We start from the raw sequence: 20,598 nt of genomic DNA, 5'->3' as shown, positions 1-20,598 counted from the left end.
GGGAAGACCAGGCGAGCCGCCGCCCCGTGAGGCGGCCGCGCGTCAAGACCTGGTGCAGTCCTGCCCGTTGAGGGTGAAGTCGTACGGGGCGGTGTTCTTGTCATGCCAGGAGGCGAGGAAGCCGAAGCTGAGGGTGCCGTGCGCCGCGACGGACCTGTTGTAGTCGGCGGCGGTCGCGGTGACCCGGGAGCCGCTCTGGGCGAGGCTCGCGTCCCACATCTGGTCGACCCTCTGGCCGTCACGGAAGGACCAGGCCACCCGCCAGACGTCGAGCGCGTCGGCCGTGGTGACGGTGACGGTCGCCTGGAAGCCGTCCGGCCACTGGTTGACGAGGTCGTAGCGGACCTCGCAGGCCGGCGCGTCGCCGTTTCCGCTCCCGCCGTCGCCCGCGGGGGCCGAGGAGGTGCCCTGGGGTTCCGGGTCGGGCTTGCCGGTGTCCTCGTGACCCGCCGCGGACGGCGTACCGCTGGCGGACGGGGCCGGGTCGGACGAGGACGGCGCGGCGGAGGTGACGGGTCCGGGGTCGGCGGACGGCAGGACGGGGCCGGGTCCGGCCACCGGACTGCCGTCCGTGGGACCGCTCTTGGCGACGCTCCCACCGCTGTCGCCCGGCATCATCGACACCGCGAGCGCCAGCCCGGAGACGAGGACGGCGGCGACGAGCAGTGCGTTGCGCCGCACGCGCGCCTTGCTCGCGGCGGCCCGTACGGCCGCGCCCTCGGGGTCCGGCAGGTCGGGGCGGCCGGGGCCGAGGCGCACCTCGGAGGCCCGGCGGCGGCGTTCCAGGTAGGCGAGGCCGCCCCAGCCGATCACGCCCTGGACGAGGGCCGCGGGCAGCCCGCCGCCGTGCAGCCGCAGACAGGCGGCGGCCTCCGCGCACTCCACGCAGGTGGCGAGGTGCCGGGAGAGGTCGGGCGGGGTGTCGGCGGCGGGCGAACGGGTGACGGCGTCCAGGAGCCGGACGTAGCTGCGGCACTCCGCGTCCATCGGCGTGTCGAGATGGTTGCGGTGGCAGCGGTCCCGGAACAGGCCGCGGACCTGGTTCAGTTCCTCCACCGCGGCCGTCGGGTCCAGGCCCTGGCGGCGGATGACGGCGCGCAGCGGCAGCGCCTCCACCTCCGCCAGCCACAGCAGGGCGGCGTCCGGTTCCTGCATGTCACGCAGGCCGCGCAGGGCGATGGGACGGCTCAGGGGCGGTCCGACATAGCGTGCGGCCTTCTCGGAGTTCAGCCACAGGCGCAGATCGGGGTCGAGACGATGGCCGTGGCCCTGGGCCTCCCAGGCGGCCGCCGTGCTGCGTACGGCGGTCAGCAGCAGGGGGATCCGGGGCAGCCGGGACGGGCGACGGCCGGCACCTCGTGCGGTGTCGTCCTCGCCGGCGCGGGCCTCGCGTATGCCGAACGCGAACGCCTCACGAGCCAGTTGGTTCGCAGCGGTCGAGCCGGACGTGCACAGGTCGGCGTACGACAGGACGGCGTCCCAGCACTCGGAGAACAGCGCGGCCTCGGCGGAGTCCTTCGGGGTCGGCAGGTCGGGCATGGGTCTCCTGCATCCACAAGCGAGGTCAACTCACCACGACGGCAATGGAGTTGGGGGGAACCTCGCGGCAGGGGCAGAGCTTTTCACGTTTCCAACACAACTGACAAGCTTCCTGTTCAGATGTCATGTCAAGACGGCACGACAGGGCATCGGGACAGGAAAACACAGGGCGGCCGCGCCCGTGACTCCGGTCTGTAGTACGGACGCCGGCCGCCATCTGCTCAACGCCGATGCCATGAAACCAGGGGACTACACGGCCGCCCCGGTCATCTCGTCCTGAGCCGGGAGGCTGTCCATGAAGGAGCTCACGGAGAACACCGCGCGGCCGGGTCCGGGCTGGCCGTAGCCGGGCGGCGAGGCGAGCCCGAACTCGTCCATGGTGGCGCGGTAGGCCTCCAGCAGCCGGATGTGGTACTCCAGCGGCGCGCCCTGCGGGTTGGCCTTGCCGAGCGGGGTCGTGGGCTCCGGGCACCAGGTGGTGAAGCGGGGCGTGATGCCCTGCGACATGAAGAAACGCAGGCCCTCGGTGGTGGAGGCGATGGCCTCGTCGACGGTCGTGAAGCCGAAGGGCTCGGCCATCTCGACGCCCGCGACGAAGTTGGGGATGACGTTGCGCGCGCCGAAGATCTCCGCCGAGTCGAGGATCCGCTTGTGCCACTCGTCGCGGCCTACGTAGCGCTCCTTGCCCGGGCAGTACATCTTGAAGAGGTACTCGTCCCACACCTCGTAGTTGGGGTGGTAGATCTGCACCCCGTAGTCCTTGAAGCGCTGTACGTCGTCGCGGGGCAGGGCCTGGGCGACGACCTTGCCGATCCAGCGGCCCGGGAAATGCTCCTCGATGGCCTTGGCGTACATGCCGTAGAAGTCGGCCTCGTCACGGCCCTGGAGCTTCGAGGTGATGGCGCCACCGGTGAGGGTGTAGGCCGTGGAGGCCTTCGCCGTGTCGTAGCGGTCGATGATCTCCAGGGCTTCCAGGACCTCGTCGACGTCCTTCACGCCCGTGTACGGCCGCCCCGCCGCCTTGTGCTGGCGCCAGTTGTGGTTGATGTCGCAGTACTGGCACTCCTCCTTGGCGCCGAAGTACTGGCACACCCGGAAGACGGTCAGGTAGATCAGGTAGCCCCACTGGATGGTGGGGGCGACCTCCATGACGGACTTCCCGTTGGAGAGCTTGTGCCGGTAGTACTCCGGCATCGGCGGCACCCCGACGTCGGCGATGCGCGCCCCGTCGAGGTAGAGCCCGAGCAGGCCTTCGTCGTCCGCCGCGACGCGGTACGGCGAGGACGGGTTCACCCGCACCGACACGACGGTCCGCCGCAGGCCGTACGGTCCGCCGGTGAGGATGATCTCCTCCGGCGGGCGGCGCAGCGCGGCCTCGCCGAGTTCGGGCAGGGTGCCGTGGTCGAAGGAGAAGATGAAGTACGACTTCGGCTTGACCTCCCCCGATTCGTTGTCGCTGAGGGCGGAGGGGTCGAAGGCCACACCTCCGCGCAGCAGGTCCTCCTTGAAGACGGCCTCCCGCGGCACATGCGGAAACCGCTCCATCAGATCCTCGACCAGCGCGGTACGGCTGCCCATCCGTCGCTCCTCCCGGCTCAGGCCTACGAATTCCTCACGGTATGCCCCCGCCCTCCCGGCCGCCGTACCGGGGCCCCGCTCCGCGTGCCGCCGGCGGCGACTTCCCGATTCCCGATTCGTCGGGAAGGATCACCGCATGACCGAAACCGTTACGAACTGGGCCGGCAACATCACCTTCGCCGCCGGCGAGCTGCACCGCCCGCACTCCCTCGACGCTCTCCGCTCGCTCGTGGCGGGGAGCGGGCGGGTGCGGGTGCTGGGCAGCGGGCACTCGTTCAACGAGATCGCCGAGCCGGGCGTCGGCGGGGTGCTGCTGTCGCTGGGCGCCCTGGCCGGTGCGGCCGGTGAGGTCGAGGTCGACACGGCGGCGCGGACGGTGCGGGTCGGGGGCGGGGTCCGGTACGCGGAACTGGCGCGCCGGGTGCACGAGCACGGGCTCGCCCTGCCCAACATGGCCTCCTTGCCGCACATCTCGGTCGCCGGGTCGGTGGCGACCGGTACGCACGGGTCGGGCGTCGGCAACGGTCCGCTCGCCGCCGCCGTACGGGAGGTGGAGATCGTCACCGCCGACGGCTCGACCGTCGTCATCGGGCGCGGCGACCGGCGGTTCGGCGGGGCCGTCACCTCGCTGGGCGCCCTGGGCGTCGTCACGGCGCTCGTCCTCGACCTGGAGCCCAGCTACGAGGCCGAGCAGTACGTGTTCACCGAACTTCCCCTGGACGGGCTGGACTTCGAGGCCGTGGCCGGGGCGGCGTACAGCGTCAGCCTGTTCACCGACTGGGGTGCGCCGGGCTTTCGGCAGGTGTGGCTGAAGCGGCGCGCGGACGAGCCCCTCGCCGGCTTCCCCTGGGCCACGCCCGCCGTCGAGGCGCTGCATCCGGTGCCGGGGATGCCGGCGGTCAACTGCACCGAGCAGCTCGGGGTGCCGGGGCCGTGGCACGAGCGACTGCCGCACTTCCGGGCGGAGTTCACCCCGAGCAGCGGCAACGAGCTGCAGAGCGAGTATCTGCTGCCGCGCGGGCACGCCGTCGAGGCGCTGCACGCGGTCGACAAGATCCGGCAGACGGTCGCCCCCGTACTGCAGATCTGCGAAGTGCGGACCGTGGCCGCCGACGAACAGTGGCTGAGCCCCTCCCACGGGCGGGACACCGTGGCGTTCCACTTCACCTGGATCGAGGACACGGCGGCCGTGCTGCCCGTGGTGCGGGCGGTGGAAGCGGCGCTGGAGCCCTTCGAGCCGCGGCCGCACTGGGGCAAGGTGTTCGAGGTGCCGGCCGCTGTGGTGCGCGGGCGCTACCCCCGGATCGACGACTTCACGGCCCTGGCGCGGGTGCTGGATCCGGCCGGGAAGTTCACCAACGCCTTCGTGCGGGACGTCCTGGAAGGCTGACTTCCAGCCGCCGTCCGCCGACTTAATAAACCCCCTTTCCTAACCCCTTGTCGAACTGTGTGGCACCCCATAGCCTGGCGCGGCGCCGGTGCCGTCGCACTGTCGGCCTGCCCGGCACAGCCTCTTCCGGCACGGCCCGCCCGGCGCGGAAAGGGGCGGAAGGATGGCGGACGGGATGAGAGGGCACGCTCCATGAAGCGCGGCACATCACGTGACATCCGCACCGCGAACCGCTACGAGGTGCTGCGTCAGATCATCGCCGCCTCGCCCACCTCCCGGCAGGAGCTCGCGGCGGCGACCGGTCTCTCGCTCGCCACGGTCGCCACCCTCGTCGGCGAACTGCTCGACCTCCGCATGATCACGGAGGTCGGGTTCGAGGACTCGGCGGGCGGCCGCCCCCGGGGCCTCGTGGCCGTCAACGCGTCGGGGGGCGCGTTGATCGGCGTGGACATCGCGGAGACCTACGTCCATGTCGAGCTGTTCGACCTCGGGCTGAACGTGCTGGCCCGCGCCGAGGAGAACATGCGGCCCGGCGAGAGCCGCCCGGAGCAGGTCGTCGGGCACGTCGCCGTGGCCGCCGGTTCGGTGGTCACGCAGGCCGGGGTCGAGGCCGCCCGGGTGCTCGGCGTCGGGGTGAGCGTGCCGGGGCAGGTGGACCGGGCCACCGGCATCTCCGAGTACGCGCCCAACTGGGACTGGCACGACGTGCCGTTGCTCGACCTGCTCTCCGAACACATCGCGTATCCGCTGTACCTGGACAATCCGCTGCGCGCCTGCGCGGTCGCCGAGCTGTGGTTCGGGGCGGCGCGCGGGCACGGGGACGCCGTGGTGGTCAACCTCGGCACCGGCGTCGGCGCCGGACTGGTGCTGGGCGGCGCACTGCACCGGGGGGTCAGCAACAGTGCCGGGGAGTGGGGGCACACGACGCTCGTGCTCGACGGCCGGCTGTGCCGGTGCGGCAACCACGGCTGCGTGGAGACGTACGTCGGCGCGCCCGGCATCATGCAGAACCTGCGGGAACTCAGCCCGCGCAGCCCGTTGTTGCACCCCGAGGACCAGACCGCCACGATCGACGCCCTGGCCGCCGGGGTGGCCGCCGGCGACCCGGTCGCCGTCAAGGTCGTGCGGGACACGGCCCGTTACCTCGGCGCCGGCATCGCCAACCTGGTCAACGTGCTCAATCCCGAGGTGGTCGTGCTGAGCAGTTGGGTCGCGGCCCGGCTCGGCGAACCCCTCCTCGCCGAGGTGCGCGAGGCCGTCGCCCGGCACGCGCTGAAACGGCCGCTGGCCGCCAACCGGATCGTCCTGTCCCCCATCCCCACCGACCCGGCGTGTCTGGGGGCGGCGACGTTCGCACTCGAAGGGGCGCTCCAGTCCGTCGGGCAGCGCAACGCGAAACGCACCGCCCCCGCCCGCACGAGGAGCCGTACGGCACCGCCTTCGTGACGTGCAGGCCCCGGGGCGAGTGCCGTCCGGGAATCGCCGTCCGGGGCTCACCCCATGACCGAGGGCCGCCGGCCCTGACACCGGCGGCCCTCACCCCTCCCCTCCCTGCCTCCCCTCCTTGAGGCGCGCCCGCGCCGCCCCTCCCGCCCCTTCCGCACCTCCCGTTCGCCATCCCGAACCGATCACAACGCTTCGAACAGACTTCGTCCAACCCCTTGCCGAAGCCTTAGCCGAAGGTTAACGTCCCGCTCCGCGACAGGAATTGAGCCACCTGACGCCGATGCACCAGAGCCGTAGCCGTACTTCGAGACAAGGACGTCATCCATGTCGGCAATGAGCAACAGCCCCTTCTCCCGCCGTTCCCTCTTCCGGGCCGCGGCGGGCATGACCGCGGCCGGGACACTCGCCGCCTGCGGCGGCAACACCGGCAGAGGAGGCGGCAGTTCCGGCACGAGCCTGACCCAGTACTTCCACGCCTACGGCGAGGAGGGCACCGAGCAGGCCATCAAGCGGTACGCGAAGGCGTACAAGGGCGCGAACGTGACCACGCAGTGGATCACCGCCGCCGACTTCGAGAACAAGCTCTTCGCGACGCTGCTCACCGACAACGCGCCCGACCTGTTCGAGTTCCACCCGCAGATCCAGATGGTCAAGAGCGGTCAGGTGGCGGACCTGACCGACATAGTCGACCCGGTCAAGGCCGACTTCAACCCGGCCGACATCGCCTCGCACACGGTCGACGGCAAGATCTACGGCGTCCGGATGATCGACGACCCGCAGTTCTTCTTCTACCGGCCGTCGCTGCTGGAGAAGGCCGGCGTGAAGGTGCCGGAGACCCTCGACGAGCTGATCGAGGCCGCCGCCAAGCTCACCACCGGCAAGGTCAAGGGCCTGTACCTCGGCAACGACCTGCACGCGGTCATCAACCCGATGATCTGGTCGGCGGGCGCGAACACCCTCGACGACAAGAACCAGATCGCGTACCACACCCCCGGTGTCATCGAGGGCATCAAGAAGATGCGCAAGCTGTTCACCAGCGGTGACCTGCTCCTCGGCGCCCCGACCGACTACTGGGACCCCTCGGCGCTCAACCAGGGCCTGTGCGCGATCCAGTTCTGCGGTATGTGGGCGATGCCGCAGTTCCAGAAGGTGCTCGGCGACGACATCGGCGTCTTCCCGTTCCCCAAGACCGTCGACTCCGGCAAGCAGTCGGTCACCAACGGCGGTTGGTCGATGTTCGTCAACGCCAAGGGCAAGAACGTCGACGCGGCCAAGGAATACGTCAAGTGGCTGTGGATCGAGCAGAAGAAGTACCAGGAGGAGTGGGCCACTTCCTACGGCTTCCACATCCCGCCGCGCACCTCGATCGCCCAGTCCGCCACCAAGCTCAAGTCGGGTCTGCCGGCCGAGGGCGTCAGGCTCTTCAACGAGTTCGGGCACTTCGACAACATCGGCTGGACCCAGGCCATGATCACCGCGCTGGAGGACGTCTTCGCCAACTCCGTCCGCAAGGACGGTGACCCGGAGGCCTCCCTCGACAAGGCCGACACCGCGGTCAACCGCGAGCTCAAGAAGCTCTTCGGATAGACCGGCGGACGGACCACGACATGTCGACGACCACCGAACCCGCCCTCGCGAGCCCCGCCCCGGCCAAGACCTCCACGGCCAAGCCGCGGCGGGGGCTGCGGGGCAGCGCCACCTTCAACTTCTGGCTCTTCTGCGGCCCGTTCCTCGTAGGGCTGCTGATCTTCGTCTACGCGCCGATCGGCTGGAGCATCTGGCTCAGCTTCTTCGACGCGCGCTTCACCGTCACGCCGGACAAGTTCATCGGCTTCGACAACTACACGTACATGCTGACGAACTCCGACTTCGTCGGCTCGCTCGGCACCTTCACCGTGTTCGCCGCCTTCATCGTGCCCACCACCTGGGCACTGTCGCTGGGCCTCGCCCTGCTGGTGAACCGGCTGCGGTTCATGCGGGCGTTCTTCCGCTCGGTGTTCTTCCTGCCGACCGCGTGCTCCTACGTCGCCGCGGCGCTGATCTGGAAGATGTCCATCTTCAACGGGGTCCGCTTCGGCCTCGCGAACACGGTCCTCGACTGGTTCGGGATCGAGAACGTCGCCTGGCTGGTCAACCCCGACCCGCCCTGGTACTGGCTGGTCATCGTCACGGCCCGGCTGTGGCTCCAGTCCGGCTTCTACATGATCCTGTTCCTGGCCGCGCTCCAGAACATCCCGGGCGAGCTGTACGAGGCCGCCGCGCTGGACGGCGCCAAGCCGGGCTGGCAGACCTTCCGGTACATCACGCTGCCCCAACTGCGGGCCACCTCCACCGCGGTGGTGCTCCTGCTGCTCGTCGCCGCGTACCAGGCGTTCGACGAGTTCTACAACCTGCTGTCCAAGACGACCTGGGGCCGCCCGCCCCTCGTCGAGCTGTACTACACCGCCCTGGGCGAGAACCAGGACTACGGCGCCGGCAGCGCGGGGGCCGTCATCCTGACCGTACTGATCTGCGCCGTCACCCTGCTCCAGGGCAGGTTCATGGGCTTCGGCAGGGGGGAGGAGTCCAAGTGACCACCACAACGCCCGAGTCGGGCAAGACCAGGCGCCGCCGCAACCACGGGGTGATGAGCAGCGCCGGCCTCTACATCGCCACCAGCGTGGCCGCGTTCCTCTTCCTGATCCCGTTCTACCTGATCGTCCGCAACGCCCTCTCGACCGACGTCGAGATCACCGGAGAGCACTGGAAGATCTTCCCCACGAACATCCAGTGGAGCAACATCGGCGACGTCTGGAACGACACGTCGGTGCCGTTCGCCCGGTCGATGTGGAACTCCGCGGTCGTCGCCGTCCTGCACACCACCGGCGTCCTGCTGGTGTGCTCGCTCGCGGGGTACGCCCTGGCCCGGATCCCGTACAAGCACGCCAACAAGATCTTCTACGCCGTCCTGGGCACCCTGATGGTCCCGACCGCCGTGACCTTCGTGCCCAGTTTCGTGCTGGTCTCGTCGCTCGGCTGGGTGGACAGTTACCGAGGTCTCATCATCCCGGGCCTGTTCAGTGGTTTCACCTGCTTCCTCTTCCGGCAGTACTTCCTGGGGTTCCCCAAGGAGCTGGAGGAGGCGGCACGCGTGGACGGGCTCGGTTACTGGGGCGCGTACTGGCGTGTCGTGGTGCCCAACTCGCTGAACTTCTTCGCGGCGATCGCGACGATCACCTTCATCAGCGGCTGGAACTCCTTCCTGTGGCCGCTGGTCATCGGCCAGGACCCCAACGCGTGGACGGTCCAGGTGGCGCTGTCCAACTACACCACCGCGCAGACCGTCGTGTTCCACCAGATCTTCATGGCCACCGCGATTTCCATCCTGCCCCTGTTGTTCGTCTTCCTCTTCCTCCAGCGCTGGCTGGTGCAGGGGATCGCACAGACCGGCATCAAGGGCTGACCCTTCCTCTCACGACCTGGAGACAGATGTCCTTCCGCACCACCGGCCACGCCGGCGACAGCACCACTGACGTCGACTACGTCGAGGACGTGTCACCGGGCAGCGGGGCGCTCGCGCCCCGCGCCTGGTACGCGTCCTCGGACGCGAAGTCCCTGTCGCTGAACGGACGGTGGAGTTTCCGTCTGTCGGCGACGGCGGACGCCGAGGACGACTCGTTCGCCGCGGACGGCTACGACGCCGGGGACTGGGCCGAGGTCACGGTCCCCGGCCACTGGGTCCTCCAGGGCGACGGCGCCTTCGGGTCGCCGATCTACACCAACCACCTCTACCCGTTCCCGGTGGACCCGCCCCGCGTCCCCACCGAGAACCCGACCGGCGACCACCTGCGGGTCTTCGACCTCCCGCCGGACTGGCCCGCCGCCGGGGACGCCGTGCTGCGCTTCGACGGCGTCGAGTCCTGCGCCCGGGTGTGGCTGAACGGCACGGAGATCGGCGAGTTCAAGGGCTCGCGGCTGGCGCACGAGTTCGCGGTCGGCCGTCTGCTGAAGACCGAGGGCAACGTACTGGCGGTGCGCGTCCACCAGTGGTCGGCGGGCTCCTACCTGGAGGACCAGGACCAGTGGTGGCTGCCGGGCATCTTCCGTGACGTCACCCTGCTGCACCGCCCGGCGGGCAGCGCGCTCGACTTCTTCGTGCACGCCTCCTACGACCACGTCACGGGCGAGGGCACCCTGCGCGTCGACTCCGACGTCGACGGGCGGGTGTCCGTGCCCGCTCTCGACATCGATGTCGTCACAGGAGAAGCGGTGACGACGGCTGTCCGGCCGTGGACGGCGGAGACGCCGAAGCTGTACGACGGCTTCCTCGTCACCGAGGGCGAGCGGGTGCCCCTGCGCATCGGTTTCCGTACCGTCGAGCTGGCGGACGGCCTGATCAGGGTCAACGGCCGGCCGATCCTCTTCAAGGGCGTCAACCGGCACGAGTGGCACCCGGAGACCGGCCGCGCCCTCGACCTGGAGACGATGCGCGAGGACGTGCTGCTGATGAAGCGGCACAATCTCAACGCCGTCCGCACCTCGCACTACCCGCCCCACCCGGCCTTCCTCGACCTGTGCGACGAGCACGGGCTGTGGGTCATCGACGAATGCGACCTGGAGGCCCACGGCTTCGTCGAGCAGGACTGGCGGGACAACCCCGTCGACGACGACCGCTGGACACCCGCCCTGCTCGACCGCGCCGCCCGCATGGTCGAACGGGACAAGAACCACCCGTCGGTCGTCATCTGGTCCCTCGGCAACGAGGCCGGCACCGGGCGCGGCCTGACCGCGATGGCCGAGTGGATCCACGGCCGCGACACCTCACGCCTCGTGCACTACGAGGGTGACATCGACTGCCGTGACACAGACGTCTATTCGCGCATGTACGCCTCCCACGAGGAGGTCGAGCGGATCGGACGGGCACTGGACGGCGGCACCCTCGGACGACGCCAACTGCCCTTCATCCTCTGCGAGTACGCCCACGCCATGGGCAACGGCCCCGGCGGACTGGCCGACTACCAGCGGCTCTTCGAGGCGCACGACCGGCTCCAGGGCGCCTTCGTCTGGGAGTGGATCGACCACGGCATCGAGCACCCGGAGCTGGGCTACGCCTACGGCGGCGACTTCGGCGAGGAACTGCACGACGGGAACTTCGTCTGCGACGGACTGGTCTTCCCCGACCGGACCCCCTCCCCCGGCCTGACCGAGTTCAAGAAGGTGATCGAACCGGTCGCCGTCGAGAGCTCCGGCGACGGCACGGTCCGCGTCACCAACAAGCAGGACTTCGCGGACCTGTCGGCGCTGGCGTTCACCTGGACGTTCGAGGCCGACGGCGAGACGGTCGCGTCGGGCGGTCTCGCGGTGCCCGCGCTCGGGGCGGGCGAGTCGGCGGACGTGAAGCTGCCGCTGCCCCCGGCGGACCCTCGGGCCGGTACGGAGACGGGCTGGACGGTGCGGGCCGCGCTCGCCGAGGACACGCCGTGGGCGCCCGCCGGCCATGTGGTGGCCTGGGGCCAGGTGCCGGTCGCGGCACGGACACGGCCGGCCGTCTCCGCGGCAGCGGTACCGGTGGCCGACGGACGGCTGATCACCCTGGGCCCGGCCTCCTTCGACGCCCGCACGGGCGCCCTGCGCGCCATCGGCGCGGTGCCGGTGACCGGCCCGCGGCTGGACGTGTGGCGGGCGACCACCGACAACGACGACGGTGCGGCCTGGCAGTCGGACACCCGCTACGGCGTGCTCTGGCGCAAGCTGGGCCTGCACCGTATGCGGCACCGTCTGGACGCGCTGGAGGTCGGCGACGAGGCGCTGACGGTACGGACCCGGGTGGCGCCGGCCGCCGCGGAGGTCGGCCTGTCGACGGTGTACAGGTGGACGTCGGACGGCGACCGTGTACAGCTGACCGTGTCCGTCACACCGGAGGGCGACTGGCCGGTCCCGCTGCCCCGTCTCGGCGTCCGCCTGGGACTGCCCGGAGCCGGAACCGACGCGGTGACCTGGTTCGGCGGGGGTCCCGGGGAGGCGTATCCGGACAGCGGGACGGCGTCGACCGTCGGCCGCTGGCAGTCGACGGTCGACCGTATGCAGACGCCGTACGTCCGTCCGCAGGAGAACGGAGCCCGCGCCGACGTCCGCTGGGCGGAGCTCGGCGGACTGCGCGTCGAGGGCGATCCGGAGTTCTGGTTCAGCGCCCGCCGCTGGACCAGCGAACAGTTGGACGCCGCCCGGCACCGCACCGACCTGGTGCCGGGGGACACGGTGTGGGTCCACCTCGACCACGGTCAGCACGGCCTCGGTTCGCAGTCCTGCGGCCCGGGCCCCCTCCCGCGGTACTACCTCGACGTGGCACCCGCCACGTTCTCGTTCGTCTTCACGACAACCGGCTGACCGGCGTCGATCACCCCGGGCCGGTCAGCCGGTTAATCGATTGACCATGTGATCGGCATTCCGACACGGTGATGACGTCTCGCGCGGCCGGCCGGCTACCCAGCCGGCCGGCCGCGCTTCACCGGAGGTCGAACGAGCGAGCGACGCCATCGAGGTGCGCGGTCTGTCCCGCACCTTCCACACCACCGTCCTCCGCCCCGGCTTCGCCGGCGCGCTGCGCTCCCCGCGTCCACGCCGACCGCCGCGGCCGGTCCGGCCCAGGCCGCGAGCGCGCCGGCGCACACCGGGCCGAGCACTCCCGCCGCGGCGGCGGTCGCGTTGAGCCGTCCGTTGGCCTCGGTGAGCTGCCCGGTGCCGACCAGGCCGCGGACCACGGTGACGTAGCCGACCGCGAAGAGCATGCCGACGGCCTCGCACACCGGCAGGACGGTGTACAGCAGCCAGACCTGCGGCCCGACCAGCCACACCAGCGGGATCAGCCCGTACAGCACCATGCGCACGAGGTCGCAGGCGATGAGGAGACGGCGTCTGTCGACCCGGTCCACGACCGCCCCGGCGAACACCGCCGCCACGACCGAGGCCACCCCGCCGACCGCCGTCAGCAGACCCATGCGAGCGAGCGAGCCGGTGACCTGGAGGACGAGCAGCGGCAGGGCGATCAGGGCGAAGGAGTCGCCGAGGAAGGACAGGGTCTGCGCGGCCCAGAAGACTCCGAAGTCCCGCTGCCGCCACAGGGGTTGGCCGACGCCGGACGTGACGTCCCGTGGTCGTCGGGATCGTCCGCTCCGTGCCTCGTACGCCACGCGTCCCCCGCCCGTCTCCCCCACTCGGCGCAGTTCCCAGGTCCCCGGCAACCCTGCGTCCGGCGGCGGCGACACACCGGCGAAGCACCCGCATCCTCCCCCACCCCCCTGAGGAGCAGCCGTGCCCCGCACACCGGGAACTCACCGTCGCCGCCGTCGCGTTCTGCGGCCCGTCCCGCTCGCCGTCGCGGGCGCACTCGTCGCCACGGCGGCCGTCGCGCTTCCGCAGCTCACGCCGGAGGCCTCCGCCGCCACCACCCTGCGCGGCCTCGCCGACGGGCGTGGGGTGAAGATCGGCGCGGCGGTCGGCGACACCCCGCTGACCTCCGACGCGTCGTACACAGCCGTCCTGGACCGGGAGTTCAACTCGGTGACGGCGGAGAACGCGATGAAGTGGGACGCCGTCGAACCGAGCCGGGGCAGCTTCAACTGGGCGGCGGCGGACCGGCTGGTGGCCCATGCCGCCGCCCACAGCCAGGGGGTACGCGGTCACACCCTGGCCTGGTACGCGCAGTTGCCGTCCTGGCTGAAGAACGGGAACTTCTCCGCGACCGAGCTGAACACCATCCTCAAGGGCCACATCGACACCGAAGTCGGGCGCTACAAGGGCAAGGTGTACGCCTGGGACGTGGTCAACGAGGCGTTCAACGAGAACGGTTCGATGCGCGGTTCGCTCTGGCAGGACAAGCTCGGCACCGGTTACATCGCCGACGCGCTGCGCTGGGCGCACGCCGCCGACCCCGCCGCGAAGCTGTACATCAACGACTACAACATCGAGGCGGACAACGCCAAGAGCGACGCCCTGTACGCGCTGGCCCAGCAACTCCTGGCGCAGGGAGCGCCGTTGAACGGGATCGGCTTCCAGTCGCACTTCGAGGTCGGAAAGCTCCCGGCCTCGATGAAGGCGAACCTGAAGCGGTTCTCCGACCTCGGCCTGGAGGTGGCGATCACGGAACTGGACGTCCGCATCCCGCTGCCCGCCTCCTCGGCCGAACTGGCCCAGCAGTCCGCCGACTACAAGACGGCGAGCGAGAACTGCCTCGGCGTGGCACGCTGCGCCGGCATCACCGTGTGGGGCGTCAGCGACAAGTACTCGTGGGTGCCGGGCACGTTCAACGGGTACGGGGCGGCCCTGCCGTACAACGAGAGCTACGCGGCGAAGCCCGCCTACACCGGGCTGTCGAACGGCCTCGATCCGAGCGCCTGACACCGGATTCGCCGTAAGCGTTTTCTCTCCAGAACTCACTGTTTCCTCAACAGACCTTGTGCGTCACTCCGGTCGGCCTCAATCTGAGCTTTGTTCAACTCTCCCCCTGCTCCTCTGCTCCTCCCCGACCGGAGACACCCCCATATGAGACGAGTCATCGGTACCCTGGCCGCCGGCGTCCTGGCCCTGACCGGCCTCACCGCGACCGCCGCGACACCCGCCCAGGCGGCGGCCTCCTCCTCCGCCGCCGCGTCCGGCAGCTTCAACGTCCTGACGTACAACGTCGCGGGCCTGCCCGAGGGACTGAGCTCCGGCCATCCGGCCACCAACACCCCGCTGATCTCACCGCGGTTGGCGGCGTACGACATCGTCAACGTGGAGGAGGACTTCAACTACCACGCGGCGCTCTACGCGGGCGACAACCACCCGTACCGCACCGCCACGAGCGGCGGCGCGGCCATCGGCGACGGCCTCAACACCCTCTCGGACTACGCCTTCCAGGACTTCGAGCGGGTGCGGTGGAACGCCTGCACGGGCACCAACTGCCTTACCCCGAAGGGTTTCACGCTGGCCCGGGTCCGGTTGGCCGAGGGCGTCTTCCTGGACCTGTACAACGTCCACACCAACGCCGACGCGACGGACGACGCGATGGCCGCCCGACGCGCCAACGTCGAGCAGTTGTCGGACTTCATCCAGGCGAACTCGTCCGGCAACGCGGTGCTCGTGATGGGTGACACCAACACGCGCTACACCCGCGCCGGAGACAACATCCGCACCCTCGCCGACGAGAACGGCCTCACGGACGCGTGGGTGAAGCTGGCGAAGGGCGGCACGCGGCCCACCCAGGGCGCGGACGCGCTGCTGTGCCCGACGACCGCGCCGACGAACGACTGCGAGGTCGTGGACAAGTTCTTCTACCGGGGCAGCAAGCTCCTGACCCTCAACGCGACCCGCTACAACAACGAGTGGGCGTCGTTCCTGGACTCCGCGGGCGGCAACCTCTCGGACCACTTCCCGCACACGGTCGACTTCTCCTACACCCTCAACTCGGCTCTGCGGGCGAGTGACTTCATCGGCGGCCCGCACGGCACGGCGTTCAACGACGCGGACGACCTGCCGGCCACCCCGGCTCCGCGCACGCTGACCCTGCGGGGCGGGGCCCGTCTGGACTCCGTGGCGCTGACCCACGACGGCGGTACGACGCTCACCCATGGCGGCACGGGCGGCACGGCGACGTCGCTGACGCTGGCGACGGGCGAGCACCTCACCTCGGTGAAGGTGACGCAGGGTCAGAAGGACGGCCGTACAAGGATCTTCTCGGCGGCGTTCACGACGGACAAGGGCCGCACGGTGTCCTCCGGCACGGCGACGACCGACACGGCCACGTTCACCGCCCCGTCCGGCTGGCAGATCGTCGGCTTCACGGGCCGCGCGGGCGACGAGCTGGACAAGCTGGGCGTGCTGTACGCGCCGATCGGCTGAGACGCTCGCCCGAGTCCGATCGGCTGAGCCTCGGGGCCGGGTTGCCGCCGACGATCCCGTAGTCGGGCACGTCGGCGGTGACCACGGCCCCGGCGCTGATGATCGCGCGGTGCCCGATCCGGACTCAGACGCGGGAGACGGTTCCACAACTGTCGGACTCGTCGCCCTCACCGACGTTCTTGCTGCGGTCGTACGGATCCGCGGTCGGGCCGGTCGGCTCGGGTCCCGTGGGCGCGGCCGTCATGAACTGCGGGTGCAGGAAACCGTCGTAGACGTCACAGGCCGAGTTGCCGAGTTCACGGTTGTAGGCGCGGAGGACCAGTCGTCCGGACGTGATGTCGTAGTGCGCGGGGTCGGAGAGTTCGACGTCGATCACGCGCCGCACGATCGTGCGGGTGACCTCGGACGAGCCGTCGGCGAGGCGGACGGGATAGACGAAGGTGTAGTCGGCGTGCACGGCGACGCCGGCGAACTCGCCCTTCTTGAAGGTCACCCGCCCCCGCGTCTTGACCACGTCGCCCACGACCCGGACCTCGTCGGGGTCGAACCGGCTGAACAGCGACAGCGGGTCATGCGCCTTGTCCGGCGTGCGGAGGGAGGTGTTCAGGTCGTCGAGGACGTCCGGTTGCTTGGGGTCGAGCACCGAGAGCGCGACGGTGGGACGTTCGCCACGCAGCACCTTCGGGTCGAGGTTCGCACCGACCAGCAGTTTCCTGGTCAACTCCAGTGCCTGCGCGACCCGTTCCTTAGAAACCGACCCGAGGGCCGTCGCGGCCGGCAGGACGATACCGGCCTCGCCGTCGGCCCAACTCAGGGCCGGGGAACCGGCGAACGGCCTGTCGAGGGTGGGAATCTGCTCGGGTGCGGCGGCGGGCGCACCGGTCGGAGCGGCGGTCTCGGCGGGCAGCGGCGACACGGCGGCGACCTCCGGCTCCCCCATGCCGAGCGGGTCACCGGGCAACAACGAGGGCTTTATCGACAGCACTACCACACCGAGCGCCACGGCCACTCCGAGAGCGGACCACATCTTCCGCCGCCGCCCAGCGCGTCCGTCCATCTCCCGCCAGGCGGGCCCGGTCCGCCACCCCTCGGGCTCACCCTGGCCCCGCAACCGCTCGGTGACCATACGGGCCCGGGCCGAGGGCTCCTTCGGCGCGGACGCGGCAGCCCCACGCTCGCTCTCCTCGACGAACGCCCGCCATTCCTCATCGGATATGGACGATCTGTCTCCGGGCTCTTGAGGGGATCTGTCAACCACGGGTATGCGCGCCTTTCTGTGCTGCGAAGTTGTCTTGCGGGGTTGCGCTGCGGGCTATTTCGGGAACATACGACGCCCGGCGTGACTCAGCCGGGTGCGGTGCGGTGCAGCGCAGTGCAGTGCAGTTCAGCCCTGACCGTCGCCCGATCCCGCAATCGCCGTCTCGGCCGGATCACCCGGCCGCCATTCGGCCGAGGACCACTCCGGAGTCGGGGCCGGACGCGGCGGCGCGGGCGACGGATTCGACCCACGGTTGGGGTTCTGCGGGATGGCATCCGCCCCACCAGACCCACCAGACCCTCCCGATCGCCCATCGGCCGTACGGGACCCGGCGGTCCTCCGCGCGACTACGGTCTTCGATGCCGCTGGCGCAGGCGAGGCAGCCGCGGACACGGACACGGAAGAACTCGGCGCGACGCTCGCCGAAGGAGAAACCGAAACGGAACTCGTGACGGAAGCAGAACTCGTGGGCGAAGGCACCTCATCGACCTGCTTCTCAGAGCCCGCATCGCCACCGGCCGAGCATCCGGCCACGCACAACACGGCGAGGAACACCACCACCGACGCCCTCCCCGAGCGTCGGCTGACAAAGTCACGCAAAATCCCCACCCCTGAACATCACTGGCAGTACCTCACCCCGCGCCGCCCCCGGCGTGCGTCGCGGCACGTTACCAGAGCCCGCACCCGGCCTCCCACCTGCGGAAGCCTTAAGATCCTGCCCAGTACCTCCAGCTCCGAGCACACACAAGGCGGTCACCCATGCCACGAGTCGGCCTCACCACCGACCGCCTCGTCGAAGCCGCCGCCGAACTGGCCGACGAGGCCGGCTTCGACAACGTCAGCATCTCAACCTCACCGACGCGGTCCGCCTGTTGCGCAGCACGTTTCACGGCTACTGCATGCTGGAGGCCGGCGGCGGCTTCGGCGCACCCCCGGGACGTACAGCGATCGTGGGACAAGGCGATCGACGCCCTGCACATGGCACTCACCCACTGGCCGCGCGAGGACGACACCCGGTAAGCCTCTGCACGTCGTCGTAAGCCGGCGTACGACCAGCACCCGCCGGCCTGCGCCCCGCACGAATCTCGTCGACCGCCTCGAGCGCCGCGCCCAGGGCGCGTCGGTAGAGATACGAGCCGAGGCTGACGCGGCTCACCCCCAGGTCGGCAAGGTGGGGAACGGTGGGACCGGCCGGTGAGTAGAGGACGTTGAGGGGAACATCGAGCCGTGCCACCAGCGCGGCGATCTCCCGGGCGTCGGTCATACCAGGCACGAACACGCCATCGGCTCCCGCCTGTTGGTAGGCGTCGAGGCGCAACAGCGTCTCGGTTTCATCGTGTTCGCCGAGCCAGTACGTGTCCGTGCGGGCGTTGACGAACAGATCGGGCACGGCCGACTTGACGGCGGCGATCTTCGCAACGTGCCTATCTACCGGCCCCGACCCGTCCTCCAGATTGATCCCGACCGCCCCCACCCCCGCAAGCTGACGCGCGAACTCCGCCACCTCGTCCGGATCGTCGCTGAACCCGCCTTCCGCGTCGACGGACAGCAGAAAGGGCTGCGAGCCCAACACCAACGCGAGCCTCAGAGTCTCGTCACGCGTCGCCGCCGCTCCATCCGGCAACCCCACCCCCGCCGCCACCGCCAGACTCGTCGTACCAACCGCCGGAAACCCCTCCCCCGCCATGACCAGCGCGGAGGCATGGTCCCAGGCATTGGGCAGAAGAAGGGGGCTGTCGTCGTAATGAAGCCCGACAAAGGGATTCGAGGTCACCCGGGGCGCACGCATAAGCCCCAAGCTAAAGGCGCATCCTTTCGGCCCCCACCGAACTGTCTCAGCCGACGCCCCGCTCCCCACACCGCGCTCCACGCAGAACTCGTTCCCTTCCGGGTCTCTCAGCCTGTTCGTCAACCTCCGTCCGGCCTTGGACCGGTGGCCGGTGGCCGGTGGGCCTGAGCGTGAGCGGGCGAATCGGGATGCGCTGTTCTGCAGGGCCGCCGCATACTCACCGCATGGCCTTGCTCTCTGGTCGGTTCCGGGATCCGCGCAGCACCGAGTACGACTTCATCAGCTCGATCATTGTGCGGTGCCCCAGTTGTGGGAAGGCCGCCCGTGTCGTTCCAGCGCCGGAAGGCTCTGATCCCGGGGGCCGCATTCTGTTCAGGCCACGGCGTCTGGTCTGTGGTGGCTGCGGACTGTCACGGGTGTGGACCGGCCGTCTTGTCGCGCTCTCTCCCGGCACAGCTCAACCAGCGACGGATCCGTACTTCGGTATGCCGCTGTGGCTACAGGTCGAGACCCGGCACGGGTGGTTGTGGGCGTGCAACCTCGAACACCTCGACTTGATCCGTCGCTTCGTCCGAGCATCGCTGCGGGAACGAGGACCCTGGTACGACACCGGACAGAAGATGACGTTGGTGGCCTGTCTTCCGGTATGGATCAAGCGAGCGAGGAACCGAGACGAGATCCTGCGGGCCGTCAGTCGGATTCACGTCTCACTGGTTGCCACCTGACCTGCTCACCACCGTCCGAACGGCACTCGAACTTGATCTCTGGTTGCGCTGTTCAGCGGGGACGTGCGGGCAGCCTCCGCCCGATCATGTGCTCCGACCAGAGAGGCACTTGACCAGTACGAAGGCCGTGAGGGTGAGTCTGCTGCCTGACCGGTCCAGCGTCGACGCGATCGCCGCCCGGGCCGAGGTGTCCAAGCGGACGGTCCACGACTACTTCGGCGACAAGCAGACGCTGTTGAAAGCCACTCGTCGTCGAGGGAGTGCGGACGTTCCTCCGGGCATACCGGACCATGTAGCGCCGGGACAGCACGAAGCTCCTACCGGCTCGACCGAGCCCGGTAAGCGGCGGCTCAATGACTTACCGACTTGCCGCTGCACGGCCGTGGCCCAACTCGACAACGACGTCCGGGCCCCAGCGGCGGGGGTGGTCCGCACAGGAAGGTGACACTTCGGTGCGGGAGTGTCACCTTTCCGCAACTCAACTACCGGGGACCCGGCCTGCCGGCGCTGCCGCCCGTTCTCCCGCGCTGCGCTCCACGCAGAACTCGTTCCCCTCCGGGTCCGTGAGGACTGCCCAGCCCGTGCCGTCGGGCCTGCGGTGGTCGTCGGCCAGGGTGGCGCCGAGGGTGAGCAGGCGCTCGATCTCCTCCTCGCGGGTGCGGTCCTGGGGCTGGAGGTCGAGGTGGATGCGGTTCTTCTGGGTCTTGGGCTCGGGGACGGTGACGAAGAGCAGGCCCGCGCCCTCGATCAGGGCCTCCTCGTCGCCCGGCTTGTCGTCCTCGTGGAGGGGCAGGCCGAGGACCTCGGACCAGAAGGTGCCGAGGGCGTAGGCGTCGGAGCTGTCGATCGTCATGTGACGGATGGCGGAAGTCATGCGCGGATTCTTGTGGACACCGCTTGCACACGGCAACGGAGAATCCCCCCGCCCAGGGACCCGTCCCTGCCCCTGCCCCCTGCCCCCTGCAGCCCGCACCCATCGGGCGCGGCAACCTTTTCCTCCCCCGCGGCAACCACA

The 20,598-nt window shown here is 69.9% G+C and carries 14 protein-coding genes and 4 pseudogenes; 11 read left to right on the top strand and 7 right to left on the bottom strand.

Translation table 11 applies throughout. The annotated features are described in order from the left end of the window. Nucleotides 1-42: 42 nt before the first annotated feature. Entirely contained in the window at nucleotides 43-1,539 is a 1,497-nt protein-coding gene (locus OG352_RS33205; protein WP_329222026.1) for a cellulose-binding domain-containing protein, read from the bottom strand. A gap of 249 nt (nucleotides 1,540-1,788) precedes the next feature. Continuing rightward, nucleotides 1,789-3,117, bottom strand: coding sequence for a radical SAM protein (locus tag OG352_RS33200; protein WP_329222025.1), 1,329 nt, complete (start codon nucleotides 3,115-3,117; stop codon nucleotides 1,789-1,791). Nucleotides 3,118-3,253: 136 nt separating this feature from the next. Between OG352_RS33200 and OG352_RS33195 the strand changes: the two genes are divergently transcribed. From OG352_RS33195 to OG352_RS33170, 6 genes are all read left to right on the top strand, one after another. After that, complete coding sequence (locus OG352_RS33195) at nucleotides 3,254-4,507, top strand: FAD-binding protein (protein ID WP_329222024.1); 1,254 nt, start codon at nucleotides 3,254-3,256, stop codon at nucleotides 4,505-4,507. A 192-nt stretch (nucleotides 4,508-4,699) separates the two neighbouring features. Next, on the top strand, nucleotides 4,700-5,953 hold the full coding sequence (locus OG352_RS33190; protein WP_329222023.1) for an ROK family transcriptional regulator: 1,254 nt from the start codon (nucleotides 4,700-4,702) through the stop codon (nucleotides 5,951-5,953). Nucleotides 5,954-6,277: 324 nt separating this feature from the next. Then, nucleotides 6,278-7,540 (top strand): ABC transporter substrate-binding protein, encoded by a 1,263-nt coding sequence (locus tag OG352_RS33185; protein WP_329222021.1) that lies wholly within the window; start codon nucleotides 6,278-6,280, stop codon nucleotides 7,538-7,540. A gap of 20 nt (nucleotides 7,541-7,560) precedes the next feature. Then, complete coding sequence (locus OG352_RS33180; RefSeq protein ID WP_329222020.1) at nucleotides 7,561-8,526, top strand: carbohydrate ABC transporter permease; 966 nt, start codon at nucleotides 7,561-7,563, stop codon at nucleotides 8,524-8,526. Then, nucleotides 8,523-9,395, top strand: coding sequence for a carbohydrate ABC transporter permease (locus OG352_RS33175; RefSeq protein WP_329222018.1), 873 nt, complete (start codon nucleotides 8,523-8,525; stop codon nucleotides 9,393-9,395). The genes OG352_RS33180 and OG352_RS33175 overlap by 4 nt, the downstream gene beginning before the upstream one ends. A gap of 26 nt (nucleotides 9,396-9,421) precedes the next feature. Further along, the gene (locus OG352_RS33170; protein ID WP_329222017.1) at nucleotides 9,422-12,319 is read left to right on the top strand and encodes a glycoside hydrolase family 2 TIM barrel-domain containing protein; all 2,898 of its coding nucleotides are present in this window, start codon (nucleotides 9,422-9,424) and stop codon (nucleotides 12,317-12,319) included. A 218-nt stretch (nucleotides 12,320-12,537) separates the two neighbouring features. On the opposite strand, the pseudogene OG352_RS33165 reads toward OG352_RS33170, so the two are convergent. Beyond that, a pseudogene (locus OG352_RS33165) lies at nucleotides 12,538-13,122 on the bottom strand (MFS transporter); the annotation flags it as partial. A gap of 121 nt (nucleotides 13,123-13,243) precedes the next feature. Between OG352_RS33165 and OG352_RS33160 the strand changes: the two are divergent. Beyond that, complete coding sequence (locus OG352_RS33160; RefSeq protein WP_329222015.1) at nucleotides 13,244-14,329, top strand: endo-1,4-beta-xylanase; 1,086 nt, start codon at nucleotides 13,244-13,246, stop codon at nucleotides 14,327-14,329. A gap of 144 nt (nucleotides 14,330-14,473) precedes the next feature. Next, on the top strand, nucleotides 14,474-15,811 hold the full coding sequence (locus OG352_RS33155; RefSeq protein ID WP_329222014.1) for a jacalin-like lectin: 1,338 nt from the start codon (nucleotides 14,474-14,476) through the stop codon (nucleotides 15,809-15,811). A gap of 1 nt (nucleotide 15,812) precedes the next feature. Here the strand turns inward: OG352_RS33155 and OG352_RS33150 are convergent. Continuing rightward, nucleotides 15,813-15,935 (bottom strand): annotated as a pseudogene (locus OG352_RS33150) (antibiotic acetyltransferase); the annotation flags it as partial. Then, on the bottom strand, nucleotides 15,936-17,069 hold the full coding sequence (locus OG352_RS33145) for a hypothetical protein (RefSeq protein ID WP_329222013.1): 1,134 nt from the start codon (nucleotides 17,067-17,069) through the stop codon (nucleotides 15,936-15,938). Between the two features lie 848 nt (nucleotides 17,070-17,917). Between OG352_RS33145 and OG352_RS40090 the strand changes: the two are divergent. Next, nucleotides 17,918-18,089: pseudogene (locus OG352_RS40090) on the top strand (TetR-like C-terminal domain-containing protein); the annotation flags it as partial. Here OG352_RS40090 and OG352_RS33135 read toward each other — a convergent pair. Continuing rightward, nucleotides 18,055-18,858: an isocitrate lyase/PEP mutase family protein gene (locus OG352_RS33135; RefSeq protein ID WP_329222012.1), complete on the bottom strand. Its 804-nt coding sequence runs from the start codon at nucleotides 18,856-18,858 to the stop codon at nucleotides 18,055-18,057. The pseudogene OG352_RS40090 and the gene OG352_RS33135 sit on opposite strands and share 35 nt — an antisense overlap. Nucleotides 18,859-19,082: 224 nt before the next feature. On the opposite strand from OG352_RS33135, the gene OG352_RS33130 reads away from it, so the two are divergent. Both OG352_RS33130 and OG352_RS33125 read left to right on the top strand, forming a co-directional pair. Next, nucleotides 19,083-19,583: a hypothetical protein gene (locus tag OG352_RS33130; RefSeq protein ID WP_329222011.1), complete on the top strand. Its 501-nt coding sequence runs from the start codon at nucleotides 19,083-19,085 to the stop codon at nucleotides 19,581-19,583. A gap of 148 nt (nucleotides 19,584-19,731) precedes the next feature. Then, nucleotides 19,732-19,827: pseudogene (locus OG352_RS33125) on the top strand (helix-turn-helix domain-containing protein); the annotation flags it as partial. 234 nt (nucleotides 19,828-20,061) lie between these two features. Here the strand turns inward: OG352_RS33125 and OG352_RS33120 are convergent. Next, nucleotides 20,062-20,457, bottom strand: a complete 396-nt coding sequence (locus tag OG352_RS33120; RefSeq protein WP_329222009.1) for a VOC family protein — start codon at nucleotides 20,455-20,457, stop codon at nucleotides 20,062-20,064. Nucleotides 20,458-20,598 lie beyond the last annotated feature (141 nt).

Source organism: Streptomyces sp. NBC_01485, assembly GCF_036227125.1.
In the GTDB taxonomy this organism is placed as follows: Bacteria; Actinomycetota; Actinomycetes; order Streptomycetales; family Streptomycetaceae; genus Streptomyces.
Note: the sequence above shows the minus strand (reverse complement) of the source record. Positions and strands in the feature narration are given on the sequence as shown.

What these genes read in the sequence shown, in the direction of transcription:
- OG352_RS33205 (WP_329222026.1), bottom strand. Translation starts at nt 1,539, where the DNA reads ATGCCCGACCTGCCGACCCCGAAGGACTCCGCCGAGGCCGCGCTGTTC.
- OG352_RS33200 (WP_329222025.1), bottom strand. Translation starts at nt 3,117, where the DNA reads ATGGGCAGCCGTACCGCGCTGGTCGAGGATCTGATGGAGCGGTTTCCG.
- OG352_RS33195 (WP_329222024.1), top strand. Translation starts at nt 3,254, where the DNA reads ATGACCGAAACCGTTACGAACTGGGCCGGCAACATCACCTTCGCCGCC.
- OG352_RS33190 (WP_329222023.1), top strand. Translation starts at nt 4,700, where the DNA reads ATGAAGCGCGGCACATCACGTGACATCCGCACCGCGAACCGCTACGAG.
- OG352_RS33185 (WP_329222021.1), top strand. Translation starts at nt 6,278, where the DNA reads ATGTCGGCAATGAGCAACAGCCCCTTCTCCCGCCGTTCCCTCTTCCGG.
- OG352_RS33180 (WP_329222020.1), top strand. Translation starts at nt 7,561, where the DNA reads ATGTCGACGACCACCGAACCCGCCCTCGCGAGCCCCGCCCCGGCCAAG.
- OG352_RS33170 (WP_329222017.1), top strand. Translation starts at nt 9,422, where the DNA reads ATGTCCTTCCGCACCACCGGCCACGCCGGCGACAGCACCACTGACGTC.
- OG352_RS33155 (WP_329222014.1), top strand. Translation starts at nt 14,474, where the DNA reads ATGAGACGAGTCATCGGTACCCTGGCCGCCGGCGTCCTGGCCCTGACC.
- OG352_RS33135 (WP_329222012.1), bottom strand. Translation starts at nt 18,858, where the DNA reads ATGCGTGCGCCCCGGGTGACCTCGAATCCCTTTGTCGGGCTTCATTAC.
- OG352_RS33130 (WP_329222011.1), top strand. Translation starts at nt 19,083, where the DNA reads ATGGCCTTGCTCTCTGGTCGGTTCCGGGATCCGCGCAGCACCGAGTAC.
- OG352_RS33120 (WP_329222009.1), bottom strand. Translation starts at nt 20,457, where the DNA reads ATGACTTCCGCCATCCGTCACATGACGATCGACAGCTCCGACGCCTAC.